Below are 24609 nucleotides of genomic sequence, written 5' to 3' on the forward strand. Positions count from 1 at the left end.
CTGTTTTAACAGGGTTTTTATTTTATAAAAAAACTCCAACAACCTTTCTACACTATCCATACATACAAAAAATACAAAACAAAGGCCGTCTGAAATGCTCTTTCAGACGGCCTTTTGAGGTTTCTATATCTATATTCTTAGTCGGCGAACTGTTTTTTCATTCGTTCGCGTCGCTCTTGCGCTTCTACGGACAATGTCGCGGTCGGACGTGCCAGCAGGCGTTTGAGGCCGATGGGTTCGCCGGTATCGGCACAGAAACCGTAATCACCTTCGTCAATGCTGCGGATAGTCGCTTGCACTTTATTGAGAAGTTTACGCTCACGATCGCGGGTGCGCAGTTCTAAAGCGTATTCTTCTTCTTGAGTAGCTCGATCAGCAGGATCGGGAGCGGATTCGTGCTCTTGAAGATGGCCGGTAGTGGTGTTTGCATTTTCAATCAGCTCTTCTTGCATTTTAACCAGTAGTTCGCGGAAGAAGGCCAATTGGTCGCTGTTCATGTAGTCCTCTTCAGGACCATCCCAGTTTAAAATATCTTGTTCTGTCAGCTTTGCCATGGTGTCTGCTTTCGGTTTGTTGTTAATGATTTGGATGCTACGGGTTTGCTTTTATTGGGTTTTCTTGAATTTCCGTTTTGGAAATTGGGCGAATCATATCATGTTTTACCTATTCATTTGTTCTTTATATTTCGATTTGCACTTTTTTGCACTACCTTACACCTAAATGTATTAAAGCGCTTTTTAGGACGTTGTATTTTTGGTCGTTAATACCTGCTGCGCTTTCAGACGGCCTATTGAAGCAACCATAGGTTGGTTTGCTGGATAAGTTGGGGAAACCATCGGGCCAGCCACAACCATAATAAGAGTGCCAACAAACTGCCTGAAAAATCGTATCGCCCTACGCGCAAGAAGGAAAACGGTTTGAGCAATGGTTGTAGAATTCGTTCGATGGCATAAGTCAACGGCGAATAGCGGCCCTGTATGCTGGACACCATTCTAATAATCAGACCGATAAATAATGTATAGGCCGCGGCTTTCAGCATATGGAGTACGGCAAACCAAAAGTTTGCCAAAATCAGCTTATTGCTGATGGACAGCGCCGGCGAGATGAAAATAATGGCGGTACAGGCAAGGTAGTACACCAGAAAACCTGAAGGCAAACAGTACCAATCGGTTTTCTTACCGGATGGAAATGCTTTTTGCCAAGGTTTGGTCAGCCAGCCTGTTGCCTGTATGCTGAATTTGAGCAGGGGGTGTTCTGCTGCCAATCCTGCGTATCGGAGCAAAAAGCGCGTGATACACAGGATGGCAACAGCGTCTGCCAATAATAAGAGCAAGTCGCCGCGCATGTTCAGACGGCCTTATATTGTTGCGCCATTTCTTGCGAACGTTTGACGCAGGCTTCTACGCCCTGTTCGATGGCTTCGGCAACGTGACGGGCTTTGAAGGTTTCGATGGCTTCGTGTGTCGTGCCACCTTTGGAAGTTACGTTTTGCTGTAATTGTGCGAATGCTTCGCCGGTTTGTTCGGCCAAAGCCACTGCGCCTTTAAATGTAGCGAGGCTCAGTTCGCGTGCGTCTTGTTCATTAAAACCTTGTGCCAAAGCCGCATTTTGGAGCGCGCCCAACAAATAGAAAACATAGGCGGGGCCGCTGCCGCTGATGCCGGTAATATTGTGGAGTTGCTCTTCCTCGTTCAGCCAAACGGTTGTGCCGACAGAGCGCATGATGCCGTCTGCAGCTGTACGGTCTGCTTCTGAAACGCCTGCATCGGCAAACATACCGGATACGCCCAAGCCGATTTTGGCCGGCGTATTGGGCATGATGCGCACGATACGGCGTGTGCCGCCCAAATACTGGCTGAGGGTATCGATGGACAAACCAGCCGCTACGGACAACACCAGCGCGCCATTTAAACGGATGTTTTGACAGGCTGCCTGCATGTCTTGCGGTTTGACGGCGAGAATGAGGACATCGTCCGCACTCAATTCGGGCAGGTTTTCAGAAGTGGCTACGCCCAATTCTTGCACCAGTTGCTCCCGTCTTTCGGTGCCGCGTTCGACAATGTGGACACGATAGCCGTCTTGTTTGACCAAACCGCCTGCAATGGCAGTCGCCATATTGCCGCCGCCGAGAAAATAGATATTCATAATATATGTCACTCCTTTGTGATATCGATCAGGCCGTCTGAAACTACTGTCTGCCCTATTCAGACGGCCATTAATTTTACGCTTGAGGATAATGCCGCTTGCCGAAAATCGCGCTGCCGATGCGGACATGGGTTGCGCCGCATTCTACCGCGATTGGCATATCTCCGGACATCCCCATAGACAAAACATCTGCTTCGACACCTGCCGCGTTCAACTCAGCCAATAGCCGCTGCATGGTATGAAACTGGCTGCGCAACTCATCGTCGCTGCTGTCGGCCTTGGCCACACACATCAATCCGCGCACTTTAATATTCGGCAACTTGGCCACTTCAAGGGCCAGCCCGACCGCTTCATCGGGTACCACGCCGTGTTTCGCCTCTTCCGCGGCAATGTTCACTTCAATGCACACCTGCAACGGCGGCATTTCAGACAGCCTTTGTTCGCTCAAGCGCCGCGCCGTTTTCAGACGGCCTATCGTATGCACCCAATGTGCGCGTTCGGCCACAAATTTGGTTTTATTGGACTGCACATCGCCGATAACGTGCCAAACAATATCCGGCAAATCAGCCAGCGTTTCCGTTTTTTCAAACCATTCCTGAATATAGTTCTCGCCAAAATCGCGCTGACCGGCCGCATACACTTCGCGGATATCGTCTGCCGGAAACGTCTTGCTGACCGCCACCAGCTTTACCGCATCCGCAGTCCGCCCTGCAGCCTCAGCCGCCTGTTCAACCGACCGGCATACGTCCTGATAGTTTTGTTGCAATACCGACATGGTTTTCTCCTTTAACCCGTTCATCACTCGGCATTTTGAAAATTTTACTTGGTCGAACGGATTTATCTATTTAAAATAAAGCGATTTTATTATTCTAAACCAAAACAAGGCCACATTATGCAGATTACCGACTTACTCGCGTTCGGCGTGAAAAACAAAGCCTCCGACCTCCATTTGAGTTCGGGCATTTCCCCTATGATACGCGTACACGGCGACATCCGCCGCATCAACCTGCCCGAGATGAGCTCGGAAGAAGTCGGTACCATGATTACCTCGGTCATGAACGACCACCAGCGCAAGCTCTATCAACAAGATTTTGAAGTCGATTTCTCATTTGAGCTGCCTAATGTTGCCCGTTTCCGTGTCAACGCCTTTATGACCGAACGCGGCCCGGCCGCCGTATTCCGTACCATTCCGAGCACCGTCCTGACGCTGGAAGAATTGCGTGCGCCGCGCATTTTCCAAAAAATTGCCGAAAATCCGCGCGGTTTGGTCTTGGTAACCGGCCCGACCGGTTCGGGTAAATCCACCACGCTGGCGGCGATGGTCAACTACATCAACGAAACCCAACCGGCCCACATTCTGACCATCGAAGACCCGATTGAGTTCGTCCATCAAAGCAAAAAAGCGCTCATCAACCAACGCGAGCTGCATCAGCATACCCACAGCTTCACCAACGCCCTGCGTTCCGCCCTGCGCGAAGACCCCGACGTGATTTTGATCGGCGAGATGCGCGACCCTGAAACCATCTCCCTCGCCCTGACCGCCGCCGAAACCGGCCACTTGGTTTTCGGCACGCTGCACACGACCGGCGCCGCCAAAACCATCGACCGTATTGTCGACGTATTCCCAGCCGGCGAAAAAGAAATCGTGCGCTCCATGTTGTCCGAGTCCTTGCGCGCCATCATTTCCCAAACCCTGCTGAAAACCCGCGACGGCAACGGCCGCGTCGCCGCGCACGAAATCCTGATTTCCACACCGGCCGTGCGCAACCTCATCCGCGAAAACAAAATCGCCCAAATCAACGCCGCCCTTCAAACCGGTCAGGCCCACGGTATGCAAACCCTCGATCAAGCCCTGCAAACCCTTGTCCGCCAAGGCACCATCAGCCCCGAGATGGCACGCAGCAAGGCGCAAAACATCGAAAACCTCTCTATTTTCTAAACCATACTCAGGCCGTCTGAACCCCATCATCCCGTTTTCAGACGGCCTTTGAGCCTGACCGAATACCCGTTTTAAAGAGAATCATCATGAGCGACCTCGCCCCTCTGCACGACCTGTTAAGCGAAATGGTGCAAGCCTACTCACAAAAAAACCAAGCACCGCACATCCCCACCCCGGCCGAAATCGGCACGCATCTTCACCCCCTGCTCGACCGCATGTGTGAAGAGGCTGAAAAACGCAACGCCTCCGACATCTTCATCAGCGCAGGCTTTCCCCCTGCCATCAAAGTCGGCGGCACCCTCACGCCCATGCCCCACAAAGCGCTGACCGGCGCGGACACCGCCGCTATCGCCGAATCCACCATGAACCCCGACCAGCTCGAAGCCTTCAACCGAGACTGGGAAATCAACTATTCCGTCCAATCGCGCAGCAACACGCGCTACCGCGTCAACGCCTACCACGAGCAAGGCCGCGTCGGCATGGTATTGCGCCGCGTCAGCCAAGACATTCCCGAAATGAAGACCCTCGGTTTGCCCGAAAAGCTCCAAGAGCTTGCACTCGCGCCGCGCGGCCTGCTGATCCTCGCCGGCCCGACCGGTTCGGGTAAATCCACCACCATGGCCTCCATGCTCAACTACCGCAACCAAAAGCTGCCCAGCCATATCGTTACCATCGAAGACCCCATCGAATTTATCTACAAACCTTGCCGCAGCATCTTCACCCAACGCGAAATCGGCATCGATACCGACAACTGGAAAACCGCCGTTCAAAGTGCCATGCGTCAAGCACCCGACGTCGTCTGCATCGGCGAAGTCCGCAGCGAAGAAAGCATGGAATACGCCCTCCAACTGGCTCAAACCGGCCATCTGTGCGTTTTCACCATCCACGCCAGCACAGCCTCCCAAACCATCGAGCGCATCATCAACTTCTATCCGGAAGACCGCCGCCAACAGGTTTTGATGGATTTGGCGTTAAACCTCGTCGGCATCATCGGCCAACGCCTCGTCGTCAAGAAAAACCGCCAACGCACGGCCGTTACCGACCTCCTGCTCAACACTCCAGCCATGCAGGACCTGATTTTCAAAGGCGAATTGCTGGAAATCCGCGACCTGATGGCACGCTCCGGCAGCAACGGCATGCAGACGTTCGACCAAAACCTCTTCAACCTCTACGCACAAGGCCAAATCGAACTCAGCGAAGCCCTGCGCCAAGCGTTTTCCGCCAACGATTTGCGCCTGCGCATTCAAATGCACGACGAGGGCAACAATACCGAGCGTCTCTACGACCGCATCAGCGACCTCAACCTGATGACCTGATGACGCAGGCCAAACAAGGCCGTCTGAACAGATGTGGAAACGAAATCAAGCATTTCGCCGTATCCGTTCAGACGGCCTTATCCTATTTCAAGCATTCTGAAACCGACTGAAAATCCTGTTAAAATCCAATCATTCATCTCATAACAAATAAAACAACCCAACCATGAACACCCCACCGCTCAAACCTCTGATCATTGCCTCCCTACCCGTCTTCGCCAGCGTATTCATCGCCGCCACCCTCGTTTGGCACTTCGACACGCCCAAACTGGTGATGCCCTTCGTACTCGGCATTATTGCCGGCGGTTTGGTCGATTTGGACAACCGCCTCACAGGCCGTCTGATAAACATCGTCATCACCGTCGCCCTGTTTACCCTCTCCTCACTGCTTGCCCAAAGCACCATCGGCACAGGCGTTCCCTTCATCTTGGCCATGACCCTGATGACTTTCGGCTTCACCATCCTCGGCACCGTCGGCCTCAAATACCGCACCATCGCTTTCGGTGCGCTCGCCGTCGCCACCTACACCACGCTGACCTACACCCCCGAAAGCTACTGGCTGACCAATCCCGTCATGATTCTGCTGGGCACAGTCCTATACAGCGTCAACACCCTGATCTTCCAAATCATCCTGCCCCACCGCCCCGTCCAAGAAACCGTCGCCAACGCCTATGACGCACTCAGCAACTACTTCGATGCCAAAGCCGACTTTTTCGACCCCGACGAAGCCGCATGGTTGGGCAACCGCCAAATCGACTTGGCCATGAGCAACACCGGCGTGATTACCGCCTTCAACCAATGCCGTGCCGCACTTTTCTACCGATTACGCGGCCAACACCGCCATCCGCGCACCGCCAAAATGCTGCGCTACTACCTCAGCGCGCAAGACATGCACGAACGCATCAGCTCCGCTCACGTCGATTACAGCGAAATGGCCGAGCAGCTCAAAAACACCGACCTCATCTTTCGCATCCGCCGCCTGCTCGAAATGCAGGGTCAGGCGTGCCGCAACATTGCCGCCACCCTGCGCAACAACAAACCCTACGCATACAGCAAACGCCTCGGCCGCGCCATGGAAGGCTGCCGCCAATCCCTCAGCCATTTTGCCGAGACCCATGCCGATAATGCCAACCTCCACAATATCCGCCGCCTGCTCGACAACCTCAGCAGCGTCGATTACCAACTGCGGCAATTGCAAAACGATGCGTCCCTTGCCGAAAACGACAATGCCGACACCCGCATCGCCGCCCTTGAAAACACCAAGTTCCGCAATATCGGCGAAACCGTCCTCAGCCAGCTCAATTTCGACTCCAGCGTCTTCCGCCATGCCACCCGTCTCTCCATCGTCGTGGCCGCGGCCTGCATCATTGTCGAAATCCTCCATCTCAACCTCGGCTACTGGATTCTGCTGACCGCCCTTTTCGTCTGCCAGCCCAACTACACCGCCACCAAAAGCCGCGTATACCAACGCATTGCTGGCACGATTCTCGGCGTGATTGTCGGTTCGCTCGTCCCTTACTTCACCCCATCCGTTGAAACCAAGCTCTGGATTGTTATCGCCAGCACCACCCTGTTCTTCATGACCCGAAGCTACAAATACAGCTTCTCCACCTTCTTCATCACCATCCAAGCCCTGACCAGCCTCTCGCTTGCCGGTTTGGACGTGTACCACGCCATGCCCATCCGCATCATCGACACCATCGTCGGTTCAGTTATCGCATGGGCTGCCGCCACCTACCTCTGGCCCGATTGGCGTTACCTCACCCTCAGCCACACCGCCGCCCAGACCATCACTGCCAACGGCCGCTATCTCGACGCCATCCTCGACCAGCTGCAAAACGGCAGCCGAGACGATGTCGACTACCGCCTTACCCGCCGCCAAGCCCACGAAAGCACTGCCGCCCTCAGCAGCACCTTATCCGACATGAGCAGCAACCCGAAAAAATACCAAGACCGCCTGCAAGACGGTTTTACCCTGCTCAAAACCAGCTATGCACTGACCGGCCACATTTCCGCGCTCGGCGCATACCGCGACCAGGTTCATCACGACGGCAGCGATACCTTCGCCCCATATGCCCGCCTGACCCACCACATCGCCGAACTCCTCAAACAAATGCCGCAAACCGACCCGGCCACCTTCGATGCAAGCATCGAAGCCATCCGACAGGAGTTTGCCGATTTGGAACAGACCGACAAAGAGCAGTCCCAACAAAACCAAATCCTCAAACACCAGCTCGACCTCATCATCCGCCAACTTGCGCCGTGTTATCAGGCATTGCACAGACAGTCGGATACGCAAACCGCCTAAACCGATAACACATTTCAACAAAATAAATAAGGCCGTCTGAAACCTGATTTCCAGATTTCAGACGGCCTTTATTCAGCCATCGAGATTAAAACCGATTATGCGCCGCGTTTCTCCAAAGCAGCAACGGCAGGCAACTCTTTGCCTTCCAAGAATTCGAGGAACGCGCCGCCGCCGGTGGAGATGTAGCTGATTTGGTCGGTTACGCCGAATTTGGCAATCGCCGCCAAAGTGTCGCCGCCGCCGGCAATCGAGAACGCATCGCTTTGGGCAATCGCTTCGGCCAATACTTTGGTACCGCCGGCAAATTGGTCAAACTCGAACACGCCGACCGGGCCGTTCCAAACGATGGTGCCTGCGGCTTTGAGCAGCTCGGCCAAAGCAGCGGCGGATTTCGGGCCGATGTCCAAAATCATGTCGTCTTCGGCAACGTCGGCAATGTCTTTCACCACCGCTTCCGCATCGGCGGCAAAGGCTTTAGCGACAACCACATCGGTCGGCAGCGGAACAGAGCCGCCTTTGGCCGCCATTTTCGCCATGATTTTTTTGGATTCTTCCACCAAATCGTGTTCGGCCAAAGATTTGCCGATGGCTTTGCCTTCTGCCAGCAAGAATGTATTGGCAATGCCGCCGCCGACGATGAGTTGGTCGACTTTGTCGGCCAAAGATTCGAGGATGGTCAGTTTGGTGGACACTTTGCTGCCGGCAACGATGGCGACCATCGGATGAGCCGGTTGTTTCAGGGCTTTGCCCAAAGCGTCGAGTTCACCCGCCATCAACACACCGGCGCAGGCAACCGGTGCGGCTTGGGCAACGGCTTCAGTCGAAGCTTGGGCGCGGTGGGCGGTACCGAATGCGTCGTTAACGAACACGTCGCACAAAGAAGCGTAGGCTTTGCCCAGCTCCAAGTCGTTTTTCTTCTCGCCTTTGTTGATGCGCACGTTTTGCAACATCACGACATCACCGGCGTTCAAAGTCGGTTTGTTTTCACGCCAGTCGTTCAATACTTTCACGTCTTTGCCCAACAGTTTGCCCAAATGCGCGGCAACAGGCGCTACATCGTCTTCAGGATGGAATTCGCCTTCGGTCGGACGGCCGAGGTGGGTCATCACGATCACAGACGCGCCGTTGTCCAAGCAGTATTTGATAGATGCGAGCGAAGCGCGGATACGGGTGTCGTCGCTGATGTTGCCGTCTTTGAACGGTACGTTCATATCGGCGCGGATCAGAACGGTTTTGCCTTGAACATTTTGTTCGGTCAGTTTCAAAAATGCCATGATGATTCCTTTGTGATGGTTGGAAACGGGAATGTTTGGGATTATCCGCGAATGAGGCGCGACGGTAAAGATTGGCAACGGCCGCGCTTGATGTGAATCAGCAGATAAGGCCCGGGCCGTCTGAAACATTCGGCCAATCTTTGCAGATTTTCCGCTATACTTTGGCGATTGATTTTCATTTTACGGATTGAACCATGTTACGCCGAATTGCTTTAATGCTTGCCTTCGCGCTGCCTACCGCTTCATGGGCGCAGACGCTTTCTGAAACCCTGCCCAACGGTCTGAAAATCATCGTCAAAGAAGACCACCGCGCGCCAGTGGCCGTTTCGCAGATTTGGTACAAAATCGGCAGCGTGGATGAAAAACCGGGCAAAAGCGGCCTGAGCCATGCTTTGGAACACATGATGTTTAAAGGCACGAAAGATGTTCCCTCCGGCGAGTTCAACCGCCGCGTGTCCGAGCTGGGCGGGCAAAACAACGCCTACACCAACCGCAATGAAACGGTGTATTACGAAAACGTCGCCGCCGCCAACCTGCCCGAGATTCTGAAGCTCGAAGCCGACCGCATGCACAACCTCAACTTCAGCGACAAAGAATTCCTCAACGAGATGAACGTCATCCGCGAAGAACGCCGCCAGCGCACGGAAGACACGGCCGACGGCAAAATGTGGGAGCAAGCCTATCTTGCCGCCTTTACCCAACCGTCCATGCGCGCCTCCGTCATCGGCTACATGAAAGATTTGCACGCCCTCAAAGCCGACGACTTGCGCGCGTGGTACAAACAATATTACGCGCCCAACAATGCCGTATTGGTCATTGTCGGCGATGTCGATGCCAAACAAACGCTTCAGACGGCCGCCAAACTCTTCGGCGATATTCCCGCCAAAGCCCAGCCGCCGCGCAACAAACTCCATACCGAACCCTATTTGCGCAAGCCTGTTACAGTCAAAGCCACTTCTCCGGTCACACACCAGCCGCTGATTGCCATCAACTTCCGTGTGCCGAAACTCCAAAAACTCGATGACACGATGCCTTTCGCCCTCGACATCCTCTCCGATATTTTGGCAGGCAACGCGTCCAGCCGTTTTGACAAAAACCTCGTGCGCGGCAAGCAAACCGCATTGAGCTCAGGAACGCATTACGACATCATCAGCCGCGAAATGCCGCTGTTCAGCGTCATAGCCATGCCTGCCGAAGGCGTGAAAACCGATACTCTGATTGCCCAGCTGCGCCAAGAAATCAAAGACATTGCCGACCACGGCGTTTCAGAAGAAGAATTGCAGCGCGTCAAAACCCAAGCAGCGGTCAACGAAATCTACGCCAAAGACTCCATGTCTTCCCAAGCCTCCATGATGGGCCGCCTCGAAGCGCGCGGTTTCCAATATACCGACGAACAAGAAATCCACCGCCGCCTGCAGGCCGTCAGTGCGCAAGAAGTACAGGCCGCCGCCCGGATGTTGACCGACGAGCGCATGAGTACCGTCATCATCGAACCGCAAAAACCTGCCGCCGCGCTAAGCAAAAAAGCTGCCAAACGCCGATAAACATCAGGCCGTCTGAAAGCCCACCCCCTTTCAGACGGCCCTAACAGAAAGCCACAACATGAAACCCACCCTGCTCGCCCTTGCCCTACTCCTGCCCTTAAGCGTCCAAGCCGCCACCGACATCCAACGCTGGCGCAACCGCGACGGCACCCAAATCCTCCTTGTCGAACGCCACGAAAACCCCATCATCGACCTTGAAGTCAGCTTCAAGGGCGCAGGCAGCGTCGCCAATCCGGACGGCAAAAGCCAAGTTGCCGAATTTACCGCCGCCCTTCTGACCGACGGCACCCAAGAGCTGGACGAAGAAGCCTTCAATGCCGAAGCCGACAACATCGGCGCACAAATCAGCAGCGACAGCAATGCCGAAAGCGCGTCCGCAGGCTTCCGCAGCCTCAGCAAAGCCGACATCCGCGACAAAGCCGCCAACTTGCTCAACCACTCGCTAACCCATCCACGCTTTGACGAAGCCGTTTTCCGCCGCCGTCAAACCCAATCCATTACCGGCTTGCAACAACAAGAAACCACCCCCGACTATACCGCCACGCGCGAACTGACCAAACTCATCTACCCGAACCACCCCTACGGCAGCGGCGCAAACATAACCGTTGACAGCCTCAAACGCGTCAACCTCGACGACATCCGCGCCTTCCACCGCACCCACTACGGCAAAGACAACGCCATCGTCGCCATCGTCGGCGACCTCAACCGCAAACAGGCAGAGCAACTGGTCGATCGCGTCCTCAAAGACCTGCCGGCCAAAGCCACCGCAACCCACGCCATCCCGCCCGTTCCCAAACAAACCGCCCAACGCCGCGATATCCCCTTTGCCGGCACACAGGCACAAGTCCTGCTCGGCACCTCCCTCATCAAACGCCACGACCCCGACTACTACGCCCTCGTTGCCGGCAACTACATCCTCGGCGGCGGCGGTTTCGACAGCCGCCTCATGAAAGTTTTGCGCGACCAACACGGCTACACCTACGGCGTATACAGCAGCCTCGCCCCGGCGACAGAAGAAGGCACGTTTGCCGTTTCCTACTCCACCCAAAAGAAAAACACCAAAGCCTCACTGGCCGACACCCAAGCCGTCATCGAGCAGTTTATCGCCGAAGGCCCGACCGAAGCCGAACTGAAACAGGCCAAAGCCAACATCGTCGGCAGCTTCCCCCTGCGCTACGACTCCAACGACAAACTGCTTAACTACCTGAGCCTGATCGGCCTCTACGATCTGCCCAACGACTACTTGGAAGCCTACCCCAAAGCCATCAACAGCCTGACCGTCGAACAAGTCCGCGACGCATGGCAACGCCGCGTCAAATTCAAAGACCTCAACACCGTCGTTGTCGGCGCAGAATAAAACGCTTTAAAACAACAGGCCGTCTGAAAGATTTTTCAGACGGCCTGTTTTCCTAATTATTCAAATTATTTATGTTATCGTGATACAATCACTTGTTTTTTCAATTTTTGATCGTAAAAGGAATATATTTTATGAAAACTTACAAAATATTCAAAAATCCGACAGGTCAATATGAAGCTGTCAAACAAGGTTGGTCTTGGCCTGCATTTTTCTTTGGCGGCATCTGGGCATGCGTGAAAAAAATATGGGGTTTGGGTATCGGAATCTTTGTTGTATTTATAATTTTGAATTTAATCGCCGGTGACAATCCGGCCATGGGAAGCCTTGTCAGCGCACTTGGCTTCGGTGTAGGCATTGTACTTGGCTTACAAGGCAACAAATTGCGTGAAGGAAATCTGAAAAAACGCGGCTATCAAGAAGCACCTAAAATCATTCAGGCCAATAATCCGGAAGCTGCTGTCGCACAATACATTTCCGAATACGAAAAATAAATCGGATTCTTAAAACATAAAGGCCGTCTGAAACCTTGAAACAAGTTTCAGACGGCCTTTTTTACCGGTTTATTACTTATTCAACCGTTACCGATTTAGCCAAGTTGCGCGGTTTGTCCACGTCTGTACCGCGTGCGAGGGCGGCGTGGTAAGACAGGAGTTGCACGGGGATGGTGTGCACGATCGGCGAGAGTACGCCGACATGGCGTGGGGCGCGGATGACGTGCACGCCTTCGGTGGCATTGAAGTTGCTGTCGAGGTCGGCGAAGACGAAGAGTTCGCCGCCGCGTGCGCCGACTTCCTGCATGTTGGCTTTCACTTTGTCCAACAAGCTGTCGTTCGGGGCAATCACGACAACGGGCATATTTTCGTCCACCAAGGCCAACGGGCCGTGTTTCAGCTCACCTGCAGGGTAAGCTTCGGCGTGGATATAGGTAATCTCTTTCAGCTTCAACGCGCCTTCGAGGGCAATTGGGAAGTGGATGCCGCGGCCCAGGAAGAGTGCGCTGGTTTTCTTGGCAAATTTTTGCGCCCAAGCGGCGATTTGCGGCTCAAGGTTGAGAACGTGCTGAATACTGCCCGGCAGTTGGCGCAGTTCCTCAACGTATTCACGCGCTTGTTCGTCGGAAACCAAACCGCGCTGTTTGCCCAGCGTTACCGCCAAGCCGAACAATACAACCAGTTGCGTGGTGAACGCTTTGGTGGAAGCGACGCCGATTTCTGCACCGGCGCGGGTGTACAGCACCAATTCGCTTTCGCGCGGCAGGGCGGATTCCATGACGTTGCAGATAGACAGGCTGTGTTTGTGTCCCAAGGATTGCGCGTATTTCAGGGCTTCCATGGTGTCCAGGGTTTCGCCGGATTGGGAAATGGTGATGACCAATTGTTTCGGATCGGCAATCACGTCGCGGTAGCGGTATTCGCTGGCTATTTCCACGTCGGTCGGCACTTTGGCGATGGATTCGAGCCAGTATTTGGCGGTCAGCGCGGCATAGTAGGACGTACCGCAGGCAAGGATTTTGATGCTGTGGATATCGTCGAACACTTCGCGGGCATTCGCGCCGAAGTTTTCAGGTTCAAAACCACCGTCCAAGAAGACTTCGGCGGTATCGGCGATGGCGCGGGGTTGCTCGTGGATTTCTTTTTGCATGAAGTGGCTGTATGGGCCCAACTCCAAAGAAGCCAGAGACAATTCGGATACTTTAACCGCACGTTCGGTTTGCGCACCGGTTTTGTCGAGCAGTTTTTCGATACCGTTTGCGTTCAGCAGGGCGATGTCGCCGTCTTCCAAGTAGGCGATGCGGCGTGTAAAGGCAATCACGGCGGATACGTCGGAAGCGATAAAGGTTTCTTGGTCGCCCAAGGCTACCAACAGTGGGCAGCCCATGCGCGCAACAACCATTTGTTCAGGGTTGTCTTGTGCGATAACGGCAATGGCGTATGCACCGTGGAAACGGGCAGTCGCAGCTTGGACGGCTTCAAACAGTTTGCCGCCGTTTTGCGTGTATTCGTGGTTGACGCTGTGGGCGATGACTTCGGTGTCGGTTTGCGATTCGAAGGTATAACCCAAAGCTTGCAGACGTTCGCGTTCGGCTTCGAAGTTTTCGATGATGCCGTTGTGGACAACCGCAATCATGCCACCGGAAATGTGGGGGTGGGCGTTAGGCTCAGTTACACCGCCGTGGGTTGCCCAACGGGTATGGCCGATGCCGATATGGCCGAACACGCCTTTTTCGCGTGCCGCGTCTTCCATCAGCTGTACGCGGCCGACACGGCGGACGCGTTTGATTTTGCCGTCCATGTTTACGGCAATACCCGACGAATCGTAGCCTCGGTATTCAAGGCGTTTGAGACCGTCGGTCAGAAAATCGACTACATTGTGATTGGCGCGAATAGCACCTACGATACCGCACATATAAGTTCCTTAGTATCAAAAGTTTGAGAAAATGACTGCTGCTCCGGCTCCCGAAAGCGGCAGTCGGAAAACGCCGTTTTATATTCATTGAAATGGCAAATCTAGGTTTCAGACGGCCTTTTATGTTTCTCAAGGCCGTCTGAAAACAAATAAAAGACCGGCCTTACTTCTTATCGCCTTTTTCCGGACGCACCCAGCCTTCGATGACGGTTTGGCGCGAACGGGCGAGAACGAGTTTGCCGTCTTCGCAGTTGCGGGTAATCGCGCTGCCCGCGCCTGTCGTCACTTTGTTGCCGAGGGTAACGGGGGCAACCAGTACGCAGTTTGAACCGATGCGCACTTCGTCGCCAATGACGGTTTTGTGTTTGTTCACGCCGTCGTAGTTAGCAATAATCGTGCCGGCGCCGAAGTTGGTTTTGCTGCCGATCTCGGCATCACCGATGTAGGTGAGGTGGTTGGCTTTGGTACCATTGCCGATGGAGGCATTTTTGACTTCGACGAAGTTGCCGATGTGTACGTCGTCGGCCAGTTTGGCTTGCGGACGCAAACGGGCGTATGGGCCGATTTGGTTGTTTTCGCCCACTTCGCAACCTTCAAAATGGGAGAATGGCGCGATTTTGGTGTTGGCACCGATTTTGGCGTTTTTGATCACGCAGTTGGCACCGATTTCGACGTTGTCGCCGAGTTCGACTTCGCCTTCGATGACGACGTTGACGTCAATCACGACATCTTGTCCGTGTTTCAGACGGCCCCGTAAATCAAAACGTGCTGGATCGCGCAGGGTGACGCCTGCTTTGAGCAATTCTTGCGCCTGTTCGGTTTGGAAAATACGCTCGAGTTCGGCCAGTTGGAGTTTGTTGTTCACGCCGGCGGCCAGATGGGAGGCGCGGACTTGGACGGGATGAACTTTAATACCGTCGGCAACGGCTTTGGCGATGAGGTCGGTCAGGTAGTATTCGCCTTGGGCATTGTTGCTGGAAAGGCTGTTCAACCAAGTTTCGAGTTTGGCGTTGGGCAAAACCAAAATGCCGGTATTGATTTCTTTTACGGCTTTTTGGGCGGCATCAGCATCTTTTTCTTCGACAATGGCGGTTACGCTGCCGTTGCTGTCGCGGATGATACGGCCCAAACCTGTCGGATCGTTAGGCACGTCGGTCAACAGGCCGACTTCGCTGCCTGCGGCTTCGAGCAGGGTTTCGAGGGTGGCTGCGTCAATCAGGGGAACGTCGCCGTACAACACCAGCGTGCGGCCTTCGGCAGACAGGTGCGGCAGGGCGGTTTTGACGGCGTGGCCGGTACCGAGCTGTTCGGTTTGTTCAACCCAAACGACATCGCGTTTGACGGTGTCCAAGACTTGCTCTTTGCCGTGGCCGATGACGACGCAGATGTTTTGGGGATTCAGGGAGGCAGCGGTGTCGATAACGCGCTCAACCATGGGAAGGCCGCCGATGCGGTGCAGCACTTTGGGCATTTTGGAGTACATGCGCGTGCCTTTGCCGGCGGCGAGGATGACGATATTTAAAGCTGTCTGAGCCATGATACGGTTTCCGTTGTCGTTGTTTGAGGCCGTCTGAAAAGTTCAGACGGCCTTGGGGATATTGTTATTCGGTTGCTGGCTGTTGGTTGGCAAATTGCGGTTTTTGCCAGTTTTGGCCGCGTTCAGCGTGTTCCGCTTGATTGGATTGGACGGCACGGCGCTCTGGGCGGAACTGGTTGTAATTCATGTTTTTAGAATAAGTACCGTCCTGATAAACGATGGGTGTGCCGGTAGCATATTTTTGGCGTACGGCGGTACGGCCGGATTCGGTGGTGTAGGTTTCCCAAGAGCAACCGGCCAAAACGGCGGCGGCAGTCAGGATTAAAGCGAGTTTACGCATGATGTTGTCCTTGTTTTTAAATGTCGGCAATACCGTGTATTGTACTTGATTTTTAAAAATTTCATGGCAGTTTTGTGCAAAATTCAAGCAAGCCCTGCATATCTTTCGCTATGCCGTCGGCAAATGGCAACGGATGGGCTTTTTCGCCGTACCAAACGGTCTTCATGCCCAAGGCTTTGGCTTGGTGCAGATTGTCGGCGCTGTCGTCCACCATGATGCACTGTTCGGGTTTGACGCCCAACAGACGGCAGACGTTGAGATAGGCTTGCGGATTGGGTTTGTAGAGCAGGCCGAAGTCGTCCGTGCCGAACAAGCAGTCAAAATGCGCTTCCAAGCCCAACGTTTCAACCAATGCGCGGACATAAAACGAAGGCCCGTTGGAAAATACGGCTTTTCGCCCTTTCAGACGGCCTAAAACGTCATCAGTTCCATCCATACCCTCCACCTTTGCCAAAATTTGCTTAAGCGGGTGACTTTCACGCAAAAATTCATCGATATCGACTTCGGGATGGTGGATTTGCAAACCGGCAAGCGTCGCGCCGTATCGGTGCCAATAATCTTGGCGCAATTGGGAGGCGGCCTCTTCGGAAAGCTTCAGACGGCCTGCCATGTATTCGGTCATGGCGCGGTTGATGATGTAGAAAATGCCGGCTTCAGCATTGTGCAAAGTATTGTCGAGGTCAAACAGCCAAACGGAGGAATGATTCATATCGTGCCTTGATATGCAGATTTTGTTATGATATTTCGTATTTTACTCGTACAAAGGAAAGAGAATGAAACTGAAATTGTCCGCCCTCGCCCTGTTGCTGGCTTCGGCAAACCTGTACGCCCAAACCGAAGTGCGTTTGGCCGTGCACAAATCCTTCAGCCTGCCCCCATCCGTCATCGCACAATTTGAAAAAGCCAACGATGCCAAAGTGTCCGTCATCAAGGCAGGCAGCGGCAACGAAATGCTCAACAAACTGATTTTGAGCAAAGCCAACCCGATTGCCGATGCAGTTTACGGTTTGGACAACGCCAACATCGGCAAAGCCAAAGCCGCCGGCATCCTCGCTGCCAGCCAACCCAAATCCGCACCCGTAACCGCTTCCCTGCCCGATGCGCTGGCTGTCGATTACGCCTATGTCGCCATCAACTACGACAAAAAATGGTTTGAACAGAAAAAACTGCCCCTGCCGCAAACCCTGCAAGACCTGACCAAACCGGAATATAAAAACCTTCTGGTGACTCCGTCTCCCGCCACATCCTCACCCGGCTTCTCCTTCCTCTTGGCCAACATCGGCGGCATGGGTGAAGAAGGCGCGTTCAAATGGTGGGCGCAAATGCGCCAAAACGGCGTGAAAGTCGCCAAAGGCTGGAGCGAAGCCTACTACACCGACTTCACCCAAAACGGCGGTGCCTATCCCCTCGTGGTCAGCTATGCCACCAGCCCGGCGGCCGAAGTCCACTACTCCAAAGGCAAATACAGCACCCCGCCCACCGGCAACCTCTTCCTCAAAGGCGGCACATTCCGCCAAGTTGAAGGCGCGGCCGTTTTAAAAGGCGCAAAACAACCCGAGCTGGCGGCCAAACTGGTGAGCTGGCTGCAAAGCGGCGAAGTGCAAAAAGCCCTGCCTGCCGAAATGTGGGTCTATCCGGCTGCCAAAAACACGCCGCTGCCCAAAGTATTCGAGTTTGCCCAAACCCCGAAACACAGCGATTCCCCCAACCGCGCCGACATCAACACCAAACAAAAACAATGGGTGAGCCGTTGGAGCAAAACTGTTTTACGTTAAACCGAAAAACTTAAAAACACATCAAGGCCGTCTGAAAAACCAAATCATTAGGTTTTCAGACGGCCTTGTTTTACAATAACCTTTTAAACAACTTCACACGCACACACAATTATGAATTTCGATCTTCAAGTCCTCTCTTCGTTCTCCGGCTGGGAACAACTCGCCCAAACCGGCATGTCTTTCGGCACAAACCTGCTGGCCGCCTTAGCCATCTTCTTTATCGGCCGCTGGGTCGCCACGCGCGTGGTGACACTGATGAAAGCCGCGCTGACTCGCGCCAAAGTCGATAAAACGCTGGTCAGCTTCCTCGGCAACGTTGCCAACATCGGCCTGCTGATCCTCGTCATCATCGCCGCACTGGGCAAACTCGGCATCCCGACCACTTCCGTGACCGCCTTGATCGGTGGCGCAGGCTTGGCCGTGGCTTTATCTTTGAAAGACCAACTGTCCAACTTCGCTGCCGGCGCGCTGATTATCCTGTTCCGCCCGTTTAAAGTCGGCGACTTTATCCGCGTCAACGGTTTTGAAGGCATCGTCCGCGAAATCAAAATGGTGCAGACCTCTTTGAGCACACCTGACAACGAAGAGGTCGTCCTGCCCAACAGCGTGGTCATGACCAACAGCATCACCAACCGCTCCTCCCTGCCCCTGTGCCGCGCCCAAGTCGTTGTCGGCGTCGACTACGCCTGCGACTTAAAAGCCGCCAAAGCCGCCGTATTGAGAGCGGCAACCGAGCATCCATTATGTGTTCAAACCGAAGAACGACCTGCCGTCGTATACATTACCAACCTTGGCGACAGCGCCATCGAGATCACCCTTTGGGCGTGGACGCAAGAAGAAAATCTCGGCCCATTCCGATTCGCCCTGAACGAGCAAGTGGTTGAAAACCTGCGTGCCGCCAACATCAACATCCCGTTCCCACAATGTGATGTCCACCTCATCCAGCCGAAAGCCTGATTTCAGCTTTCAGGCCGTCTGAAATCCGGCGGGCCAAGCGCCTGCCCGGTTTTACCCTTTTCCATAAGGAGCCGCCATGTCCCACCTGCAAACCATCGCCGAACACCTGACCAGCCGCCGCCAAACCGTTACCTGCGCCGAGTCCTGCACCGGCGGCCTGCTTGCAGGTGCGCTGACTTCCATTCCCGGCAGCTCGCAGTGGTTTCACCAAAGCTTCGTCACATACAGCAACCAAGCCAAACAAGACCGCCTCGGCGTCATGCCCGACACCTTGCTGAAACACGGCGCGGTCAGCCGCGAGACCGTCTATGAAATGGCACGCGGCGCAAAGGCCGTGGCGCAGGCAGATTACGCCTTGAGTATTTCCGGCATCGCCGGCCCTAGCGGCGGCAGCGCGGCCAAACCGGTCGGCACAGTCTGGTTCGGCCTGGCCACGCCCGAAGGTTCGTTTGAGCAAACCGCGCTATTCACAGGTGACCGTGAAGCAGTAAGGGCGCAAGCCGTCGAATACGCATTGGCTTTCTTGGCGGAACATTTGGTTTGATAGAAAAAACTCAGGCCGTCTGAAATCTGGAAATCAGGTTTCAGACGGCCTTTTTATCTATTCAAACCATCAGCGGATCTATACGCCCAAAAGCTCTTTGCCGAGGAAGCTGCCTTTTTCGACACCCGGCAGGACGAAGAAATAGCCGCCGCCAAACGGGCTGATGTATTCCTCCAGCGGCTCGCCGTTGAGCAGGTTTTGCACGAAGATGAAACCGTCGGCAAGGTTGGCCTGATAGCAGATGAACACCAAGCCGACATCGAGCTGGCCGTTGGCGGCAAGGCCGCGCGAGTAGTTGAAGGCGCGGCGGTAGAGCAGATGTTTTTTCATGAACTCCGGATCGCGCGGGTTGGCAAGGCGCATATGGCTGTCTTTGGGCGTGATTTTGCCGTCGGGGTCTTTGGCAAAATCGGCAGTGTCGCCCTCTTTTTTACCGTCCATGGGTGCGCCGCTGTATTTGCGCCGGCCGAAAATATCGGTTTGTTCCTGCATCGGGGTGCGGTCCCAAAACTCGACAAAGTGACGGATAAGGCGGACGGCCTGATAGCTGCCGTTTTTCGCCCATGCCGGTTCGTCCAAGCTGTTGGCGGCAACGCCTGTCCACAGGACTTGATCGGCAACTTTGGGATCTTCGACTTTGGGATTGCCTGAGCCGTCGCGGAAACCTAAAAGATTGCGCGCGGCAATGGCGCCGGGTTCGGCTTTAGGGAGCCAACCGTCTATGCTCCAACGGATCACGGCAAACTGGGCGGTGTTTTTGATGATGTCGCGCAGGGCTGCTTGGCAGGTTTCGGGGGAGAATGCGCAAATTTGCAGGCTGAGGTCGCCGTCGCACCAAGATTTTTGGAGTTTGTCGTTAGGAAAGTCGCGCATTTCCTGCAGGTGTTTCGGCTTTTTGTCTTTGAGGCCGAAGCGGTCGTCAAATAGGCTGCTGCCGACGCCGACGGTAACCGTCAGTCCGTCGGGGCGGAATTGTTTGCCGAGGATGCCGCTGCCCGCAGGCGGGAGCTTGTCGTCGCCGTCTTGGTATTCGCCGCCTTGGGTGAGGAATTCGATGCGGGCGGTCAGGGCGCGGAACAGGTTTTCAAGTTGTTTGGCGTCTTTGGCGGTAACGTCAAAGGCACACATGATGCCGAAGAGCTGGTGTGGCGTGACAATGCCTGCTTGATGCTCGCCATAACACGGATAGGCCAGCTCGGAATGTTGGTTGTTTTGGGTCTCGGCGGCGGATTCGCCTTGTTTTTTACCGGCAAAATAACCGGCAACGCCGATGGCGCCGGCGGCAAGGGCAGTTTTGAAAAGGGTTCGTTTTTCGGGTTGTGCCGGTTGTTTGTTTTGGCTCATGGTCTGCTCCTTGGCAGGGAACGGAAAGATTGCAATCGTGTGAAGTAAGGTCGGTTTTCAGACATATTTGTGTGGGCGGCAATAAGATTCAGACGGCCTTTCAATATCCAAAGGCCGTCTGAAAACGCGTTATCTTATTTCAAACCCAAAATGCCGCGCAGTTTGGCCAAGTCTTCTGCCAAGGCATTAATCGGCGCCTGCAGGGCTTTGCGGTCTTCTTCGCTCAGTTTGTCGTATAGCTCGAAGCCGTCTTGTTTTTTGTATTTCGCCAAAATGTCTTCAACCTGTTTGAAGTTGGCATCAGTTTTTTCCAACAGCGCTTTGTCTTTGGCTTCGATCAGCGGACGGAACAAATCAACGATTTTTTTGGAGCCTTCCACATTGGCTTGGAAGTCGCTCAAGTCGGTATGGCTGTAACGGTCTTCTTCGCCGCTGATTTTGCTGCCGGCCACTTCTTCAATCAGTTCGGACGCGCCGCCGACCACCTTACCCGGAGGAAACGCCAATGCGTCGATTTCTTTTTGCAGTGCTTCGACATCGGTCATCAGTTTGGCTGCAATTTCCTTCACGCCGGATACGTCTTTTTCTACCCAAAGGGCGTGTTCGATACGGTGGAAGCCGGTAAATCCGGCATCTTTCGCACCGTCTTTGAAGTCGTCTTCACGCGCATCGATGACGGGGTCGAGTTCGCTGAAAAGCTCGGCAATCGGTTCGATACGTTCGTAATGGACGCGGGTGGCGGCAAACAGGGATTTGGCCTTTTCAATGTCGCCGGCTTTGACGGCTTCGGTAAAGGCTTTGGTTTTAGCGACCAACTCTTTGGCTTCCGCCTGAACATAAGCTTTATAGTCGGCCAAAGGTTGCGCCAGTTTTTCCAAATCGGCTTCGTTGGCAGTGTCTTTGAAGCCGCTGTCGGTAACAATCAGCTTACCGCGCGGATTAGTCAACAGGCCGCAAGTCATTTCATATTCGCCCGGCAGCAGGGTAACGGTCATTTTGTCGGATAAACCCGGGGCGATGTTTTCACGCTCGTCCACCACCATCACGCCTTTCAGGATTTCCCATTCCAGCTTGCGGCCGCTGTCGTTTTTGATGTTGAACACGACTTGGCCACTGGGGACGGTCAATTCCATCGGTTCGCAAGCAGTATCGTTCACGCCGATATTGACCGAACCGTCGGCATTAGCGGCAGCGGATGCGCCTGAAGCGGCAGGCGCGGCTTTTTCGGCTTCAGGCGGCTGACACGCGGTCAAACCCAGAGCCAGCATTACAGACAAAGCAGTCAGATTGAATTTTTTCATTTTACTTCCTTCTTATTTAGTTAACGTTTTTGCTGGCGCACTGCCGCGCAAAAACCAAATCATGACGGGAACCAGATACAGCAGCCAAATCAGGACTTCGCCTTCGGTCGGGTGGTCGGTATAGCCGAAGAAACCGCCGAGCAGCACGCCTAAAGGGCTGTCTTCATGCAAATATTTCGATGTGTCGAAAGCAATATCCTGCATCACATTCCATACGCCGGCCTCATGCAGCGCGCGAAATGAACCGGCCAACAGACCGGCCGCTACCACAATCAAAAACGCGCCCGTCCAACGGAAAAACTTCGCCAAGTTCAGGCGCATACCGCCCTGATAAATCAGCGTACCGATGACAACCGCCACCAACAGACCCAACACCGCGCCTATCGGCATAGACCACGTCGGGCTTTGCTGGAACACGGCCAGCAGGAAAAACACACTCTCCAAACCTTCGCGCGCCACAGCCAAAAACGCCATGCCGACCAAGGCCCAACCCTGGCCGCTGCCGCGGTTTAAGGCCGACTGAACAGAATCCTGAAGATGCTGTTTCATCGAACGCGCGGCCTTCTTCATCCACAAAATCATGTACGTCAGCATCGCCACAGCCACCAGGCCGATGGCGCCGACCACCAATTCCTGTTCTTTTTGCGGAATCTCGCCGGTAGCGGAATGAATGCCGTAACCAATACCCAAACACATGACCGAAGCCAAAAACACGCCCAGCCAAACCTTCGGCATCAGCTCGCTGTGTCCCGACTGTTTCAAAAAACTGGCAACAATGCCGACGATCAGGGCGGCTTCGATGCCCTCGCGCAGCATAATCAATAAAGCAATCAGCATAAAAAACTCTAAAGTGAAATGTTCATTTGTTAACGCATTTATAACGCTTTATGCTTAATAACGCAAATTATTTTTATTTTTTAATAACCCCATATTTATTAAGATTTTTTAAAATAAAATAACGGACGTAATCAATAAAAACTAAAAGGCCGTCTGAATAAGGCCGTCTGAATTTTATTTTTTCAGACGGCCTTAATTTATCTAAGCAATTGTAAATAAATAATAAAAAAGTTCCATAGTATAAATTTCCCTATCAGTGATATTTTCAGAATTTATCAAATTTAAAAGGTTGATTTACAACAAAAATTAAAACCGCCTTATCTTTTATAGTTGGCATATTGCTGGTGCAATCAGCAATCCATGACATAACAAACGCATAACAAAGGAACCCTCCTATGCCACGTTTAAAACTCCACCAAATCGCTTTGGCTTTGGCCGTTTCTGCCGCGCTGACCGCCTGCGGCGAGAAAACGGCTTAAACAACCGAAACCCCTCAAGCGGCTTCTGCCGCGAGCACTGCCGATACTGCCGCAAGCACTGCCGCCGTTTCGGCCCCTCAAAATTCCGCCGATATTTCTGCCGAAGACAAAGCCCTGTTGGAACGCGCGCAAGCTACGTTCAAACCTTTGCCTGACTTAGCCGAAATGCAAAAAGTCCGTCCGTTTACCGAAGAACAGGTCAAACTCGGCCAACAACTTTGGTACGAAAACCGCCTGTCCAAAGGCAACACCGTCAGCTGTAACTCTTGCCACAACTTGGCAACTGCCGGCGTAGACAACATGCCAACCAGCGCGGGCCACAAAAGCCAATTCGGTGGCCGTAACTCCCCAACTGCTCTGAATGCCGCCTTGTTGGGCAGCCAATTCTGGGACGGCCGTGCAGCCGATGTGGAAGAACAAGCCGGCGGCCCATTGCTCAACCCAGTTGAAATGGCCAACGCTACCGAAGCCGATGCCGCCGCCAAAATCGCCGGTATCCCTGAATACCAAGAAAAATTCAAAGCCGCATTCCCTGAAGACGGCGCGGTTTCCTTCAAAAACATCACCACCGCATTGGGCGCGTTTGAACGTACCCTGCTGACCCCGACCCGTTGGGACGACTACCTGAAAGGCAACGTATCCGCCCTGAGCGAACAAGAACGCAAAGGCGTACGCGCATTTATGGACAACGGCTGTATCGCTTGTCACAACGGCGTCAACTTGGGCGGTACTATGTTCCAAAAATTCGGTTTGGTGGATGGCCCTTACTGGAAACACATCGACGATCCTAAACACGACAAAGGCCGTGCGGACGTAACCAAAAAAGCCGAAGACGAATTCTTCTTCCGTGTTCCCGGCTTGAGAAACGTCGAACGCACCTACCCATACTTCCACAACGGCAGCGTTTGGGAACTGGATAAAGCCGTCAACATCATGGCGAAAGCGCAATTGGGTAAAACCTTGGCTCCGGAAGACACTGAAAACATCGTTGCCTTCTTGAAAGCCCTCTCCGGCAATGTTCCAGAGTCTGCCCGAACCATGCCTGAGCTGCCCGTCTCCCACGATGTCAAATCCCAACCTGACAACAAATAAGGTTTAGCATAAAACAAGGCCGTCTGAAAATCCGTTTCAGACGGCCTTTTTGTTGCCGGCCATATGGGCGCATTTGTTTCACGATTCCACACAATATGGTAATCTTGAACCGATTTT

Annotated in this window: 21 protein-coding genes and 1 pseudogene; 10 read left to right on the forward strand and 12 right to left on the reverse strand. The window is 53.8% G+C overall.

The window, feature by feature from the left end:
- Positions 1–137 precede the first annotated feature (137 nt).
- From dksA to HMPREF2596_RS00350, 4 genes are all read right to left on the reverse strand, one after another.
- A complete protein-coding gene (gene dksA, locus HMPREF2596_RS00335) occupies positions 138–554 on the reverse strand; it encodes an RNA polymerase-binding protein DksA (RefSeq protein WP_049344904.1) in 417 nt (138 codons plus the stop codon).
- 233 nt (positions 555–787) lie between these two features.
- Positions 788–1345: a YggT family protein gene (locus HMPREF2596_RS00340; RefSeq protein ID WP_070584544.1), complete on the reverse strand. Its 558-nt coding sequence runs from the start codon at positions 1343–1345 to the stop codon at positions 788–790.
- A 2-nt stretch (positions 1346–1347) separates the two neighbouring features.
- Positions 1348–2145, reverse strand: a complete 798-nt coding sequence (gene proC, locus HMPREF2596_RS00345; protein WP_070848835.1) for a pyrroline-5-carboxylate reductase — start codon at positions 2143–2145, stop codon at positions 1348–1350.
- A 76-nt stretch (positions 2146–2221) separates the two neighbouring features.
- Positions 2222–2920 (reverse strand): YggS family pyridoxal phosphate-dependent enzyme, encoded by a 699-nt coding sequence (locus HMPREF2596_RS00350; protein ID WP_070848838.1) that lies wholly within the window; start codon positions 2918–2920, stop codon positions 2222–2224.
- A 117-nt stretch (positions 2921–3037) separates the two neighbouring features.
- Between HMPREF2596_RS00350 and HMPREF2596_RS00355 the strand changes: the two genes are divergently transcribed.
- From HMPREF2596_RS00355 to yccS, 3 genes are all read left to right on the forward strand, one after another.
- On the forward strand, positions 3038–4084 hold the full coding sequence (locus HMPREF2596_RS00355; protein ID WP_070822537.1) for a type IV pilus twitching motility protein PilT: 1047 nt from the start codon (positions 3038–3040) through the stop codon (positions 4082–4084).
- Between the two features lie 86 nt (positions 4085–4170).
- A complete protein-coding gene (locus tag HMPREF2596_RS00360) occupies positions 4171–5400 on the forward strand; it encodes a PilT/PilU family type 4a pilus ATPase (protein WP_070848840.1) in 1230 nt (409 codons plus the stop codon).
- Between the two features lie 163 nt (positions 5401–5563).
- Positions 5564–7705 (forward strand): YccS family putative transporter, encoded by a 2142-nt coding sequence (gene yccS / locus HMPREF2596_RS00365; RefSeq protein WP_070848842.1) that lies wholly within the window; start codon positions 5564–5566, stop codon positions 7703–7705.
- Between the two features lie 95 nt (positions 7706–7800).
- On the opposite strand, the gene HMPREF2596_RS00370 is transcribed toward yccS, so the two are convergent.
- The gene (locus HMPREF2596_RS00370) at positions 7801–8979 is read right to left on the reverse strand and encodes a phosphoglycerate kinase (protein WP_070848844.1); all 1179 of its coding nucleotides are present in this window, start codon (positions 8977–8979) and stop codon (positions 7801–7803) included.
- A 194-nt stretch (positions 8980–9173) separates the two neighbouring features.
- Here HMPREF2596_RS00370 and HMPREF2596_RS00375 point away from each other — a divergent pair, with 194 nt between their 5' ends.
- The 3 genes from HMPREF2596_RS00375 (at position 9174) to HMPREF2596_RS00385 (ending at position 12371) form a co-directional block, all read left to right on the forward strand.
- Positions 9174–10523 (forward strand): M16 family metallopeptidase, encoded by a 1350-nt coding sequence (locus HMPREF2596_RS00375; protein ID WP_070848846.1) that lies wholly within the window; start codon positions 9174–9176, stop codon positions 10521–10523.
- A 58-nt stretch (positions 10524–10581) separates the two neighbouring features.
- Positions 10582–11880 (forward strand): M16 family metallopeptidase, encoded by a 1299-nt coding sequence (locus HMPREF2596_RS00380; protein WP_070848848.1) that lies wholly within the window; start codon positions 10582–10584, stop codon positions 11878–11880.
- Between the two features lie 131 nt (positions 11881–12011).
- A complete protein-coding gene (locus tag HMPREF2596_RS00385) occupies positions 12012–12371 on the forward strand; it encodes a DUF2628 domain-containing protein (RefSeq protein WP_036492509.1) in 360 nt (119 codons plus the stop codon).
- A gap of 76 nt (positions 12372–12447) precedes the next feature.
- Here the strand turns inward: HMPREF2596_RS00385 and glmS are convergent, their stop codons facing one another.
- The 4 genes from glmS to HMPREF2596_RS00405 form a co-directional block, all read right to left on the reverse strand.
- A complete protein-coding gene (glmS, locus tag HMPREF2596_RS00390; protein ID WP_036492507.1) occupies positions 12448–14286 on the reverse strand; it encodes a glutamine--fructose-6-phosphate transaminase (isomerizing) in 1839 nt (612 codons plus the stop codon).
- 163 nt (positions 14287–14449) lie between these two features.
- On the reverse strand, positions 14450–15823 hold the full coding sequence (gene glmU, locus HMPREF2596_RS00395; RefSeq protein WP_070624841.1) for a bifunctional UDP-N-acetylglucosamine diphosphorylase/glucosamine-1-phosphate N-acetyltransferase GlmU: 1374 nt from the start codon (positions 15821–15823) through the stop codon (positions 14450–14452).
- Positions 15824–15887: 64 nt separating this feature from the next.
- Positions 15888–16163 (reverse strand): membrane lipoprotein lipid attachment site-containing protein, encoded by a 276-nt coding sequence (locus HMPREF2596_RS00400; RefSeq protein ID WP_049323028.1) that lies wholly within the window; start codon positions 16161–16163, stop codon positions 15888–15890.
- A gap of 61 nt (positions 16164–16224) precedes the next feature.
- Positions 16225–16872, reverse strand: a complete 648-nt coding sequence (locus HMPREF2596_RS00405; RefSeq protein ID WP_070848850.1) for a pyrimidine 5'-nucleotidase — start codon at positions 16870–16872, stop codon at positions 16225–16227.
- Positions 16873–16936: 64 nt separating this feature from the next.
- Between HMPREF2596_RS00405 and HMPREF2596_RS00410 the strand changes: the two genes are divergently transcribed.
- The 3 genes from HMPREF2596_RS00410 (at position 16937) to HMPREF2596_RS00420 (ending at position 19439) form a co-directional block, all read left to right on the forward strand.
- Positions 16937–17938, forward strand: a complete 1002-nt coding sequence (locus HMPREF2596_RS00410) for a thiamine ABC transporter substrate-binding protein (protein WP_070848852.1) — start codon at positions 16937–16939, stop codon at positions 17936–17938.
- A 111-nt stretch (positions 17939–18049) separates the two neighbouring features.
- Positions 18050–18895, forward strand: coding sequence for a mechanosensitive ion channel family protein (locus HMPREF2596_RS00415; RefSeq protein ID WP_049322976.1), 846 nt, complete (start codon positions 18050–18052; stop codon positions 18893–18895).
- 76 nt (positions 18896–18971) lie between these two features.
- Positions 18972–19439, forward strand: a complete 468-nt coding sequence (locus HMPREF2596_RS00420; protein WP_049350747.1) for a CinA family protein — start codon at positions 18972–18974, stop codon at positions 19437–19439.
- Positions 19440–19517: 78 nt separating this feature from the next.
- On the opposite strand, the gene efeB is transcribed toward HMPREF2596_RS00420, so the two are convergent.
- The 3 genes from efeB to efeU all read right to left on the reverse strand — a co-directional run bounded on the left by efeB (position 19518) and on the right by efeU (position 22921).
- Entirely contained in the window at positions 19518–20783 is a 1266-nt protein-coding gene (gene efeB, locus HMPREF2596_RS00425; protein ID WP_070848853.1) for an iron uptake transporter deferrochelatase/peroxidase subunit, read from the reverse strand.
- Between the two features lie 134 nt (positions 20784–20917).
- On the reverse strand, positions 20918–22084 hold the full coding sequence (gene efeO, locus HMPREF2596_RS00430) for an iron uptake system protein EfeO (RefSeq protein ID WP_063068632.1): 1167 nt from the start codon (positions 22082–22084) through the stop codon (positions 20918–20920).
- A 12-nt stretch (positions 22085–22096) separates the two neighbouring features.
- Complete coding sequence (gene efeU / locus HMPREF2596_RS00435) at positions 22097–22921, reverse strand: iron uptake transporter permease EfeU (RefSeq protein WP_036492490.1); 825 nt, start codon at positions 22919–22921, stop codon at positions 22097–22099.
- A gap of 395 nt (positions 22922–23316) precedes the next feature.
- On the opposite strand from efeU, the pseudogene HMPREF2596_RS00440 reads away from it, so the two are divergent.
- Positions 23317–24492, forward strand: a pseudogene (locus tag HMPREF2596_RS00440) (cytochrome-c peroxidase).
- Positions 24493–24609: the final 117 nt, after the last annotated feature.

Source organism: Neisseria sp. HMSC078C12, from assembly GCF_001838065.1.
Taxonomy (GTDB): domain Bacteria; phylum Pseudomonadota; class Gammaproteobacteria; order Burkholderiales; family Neisseriaceae; genus Neisseria.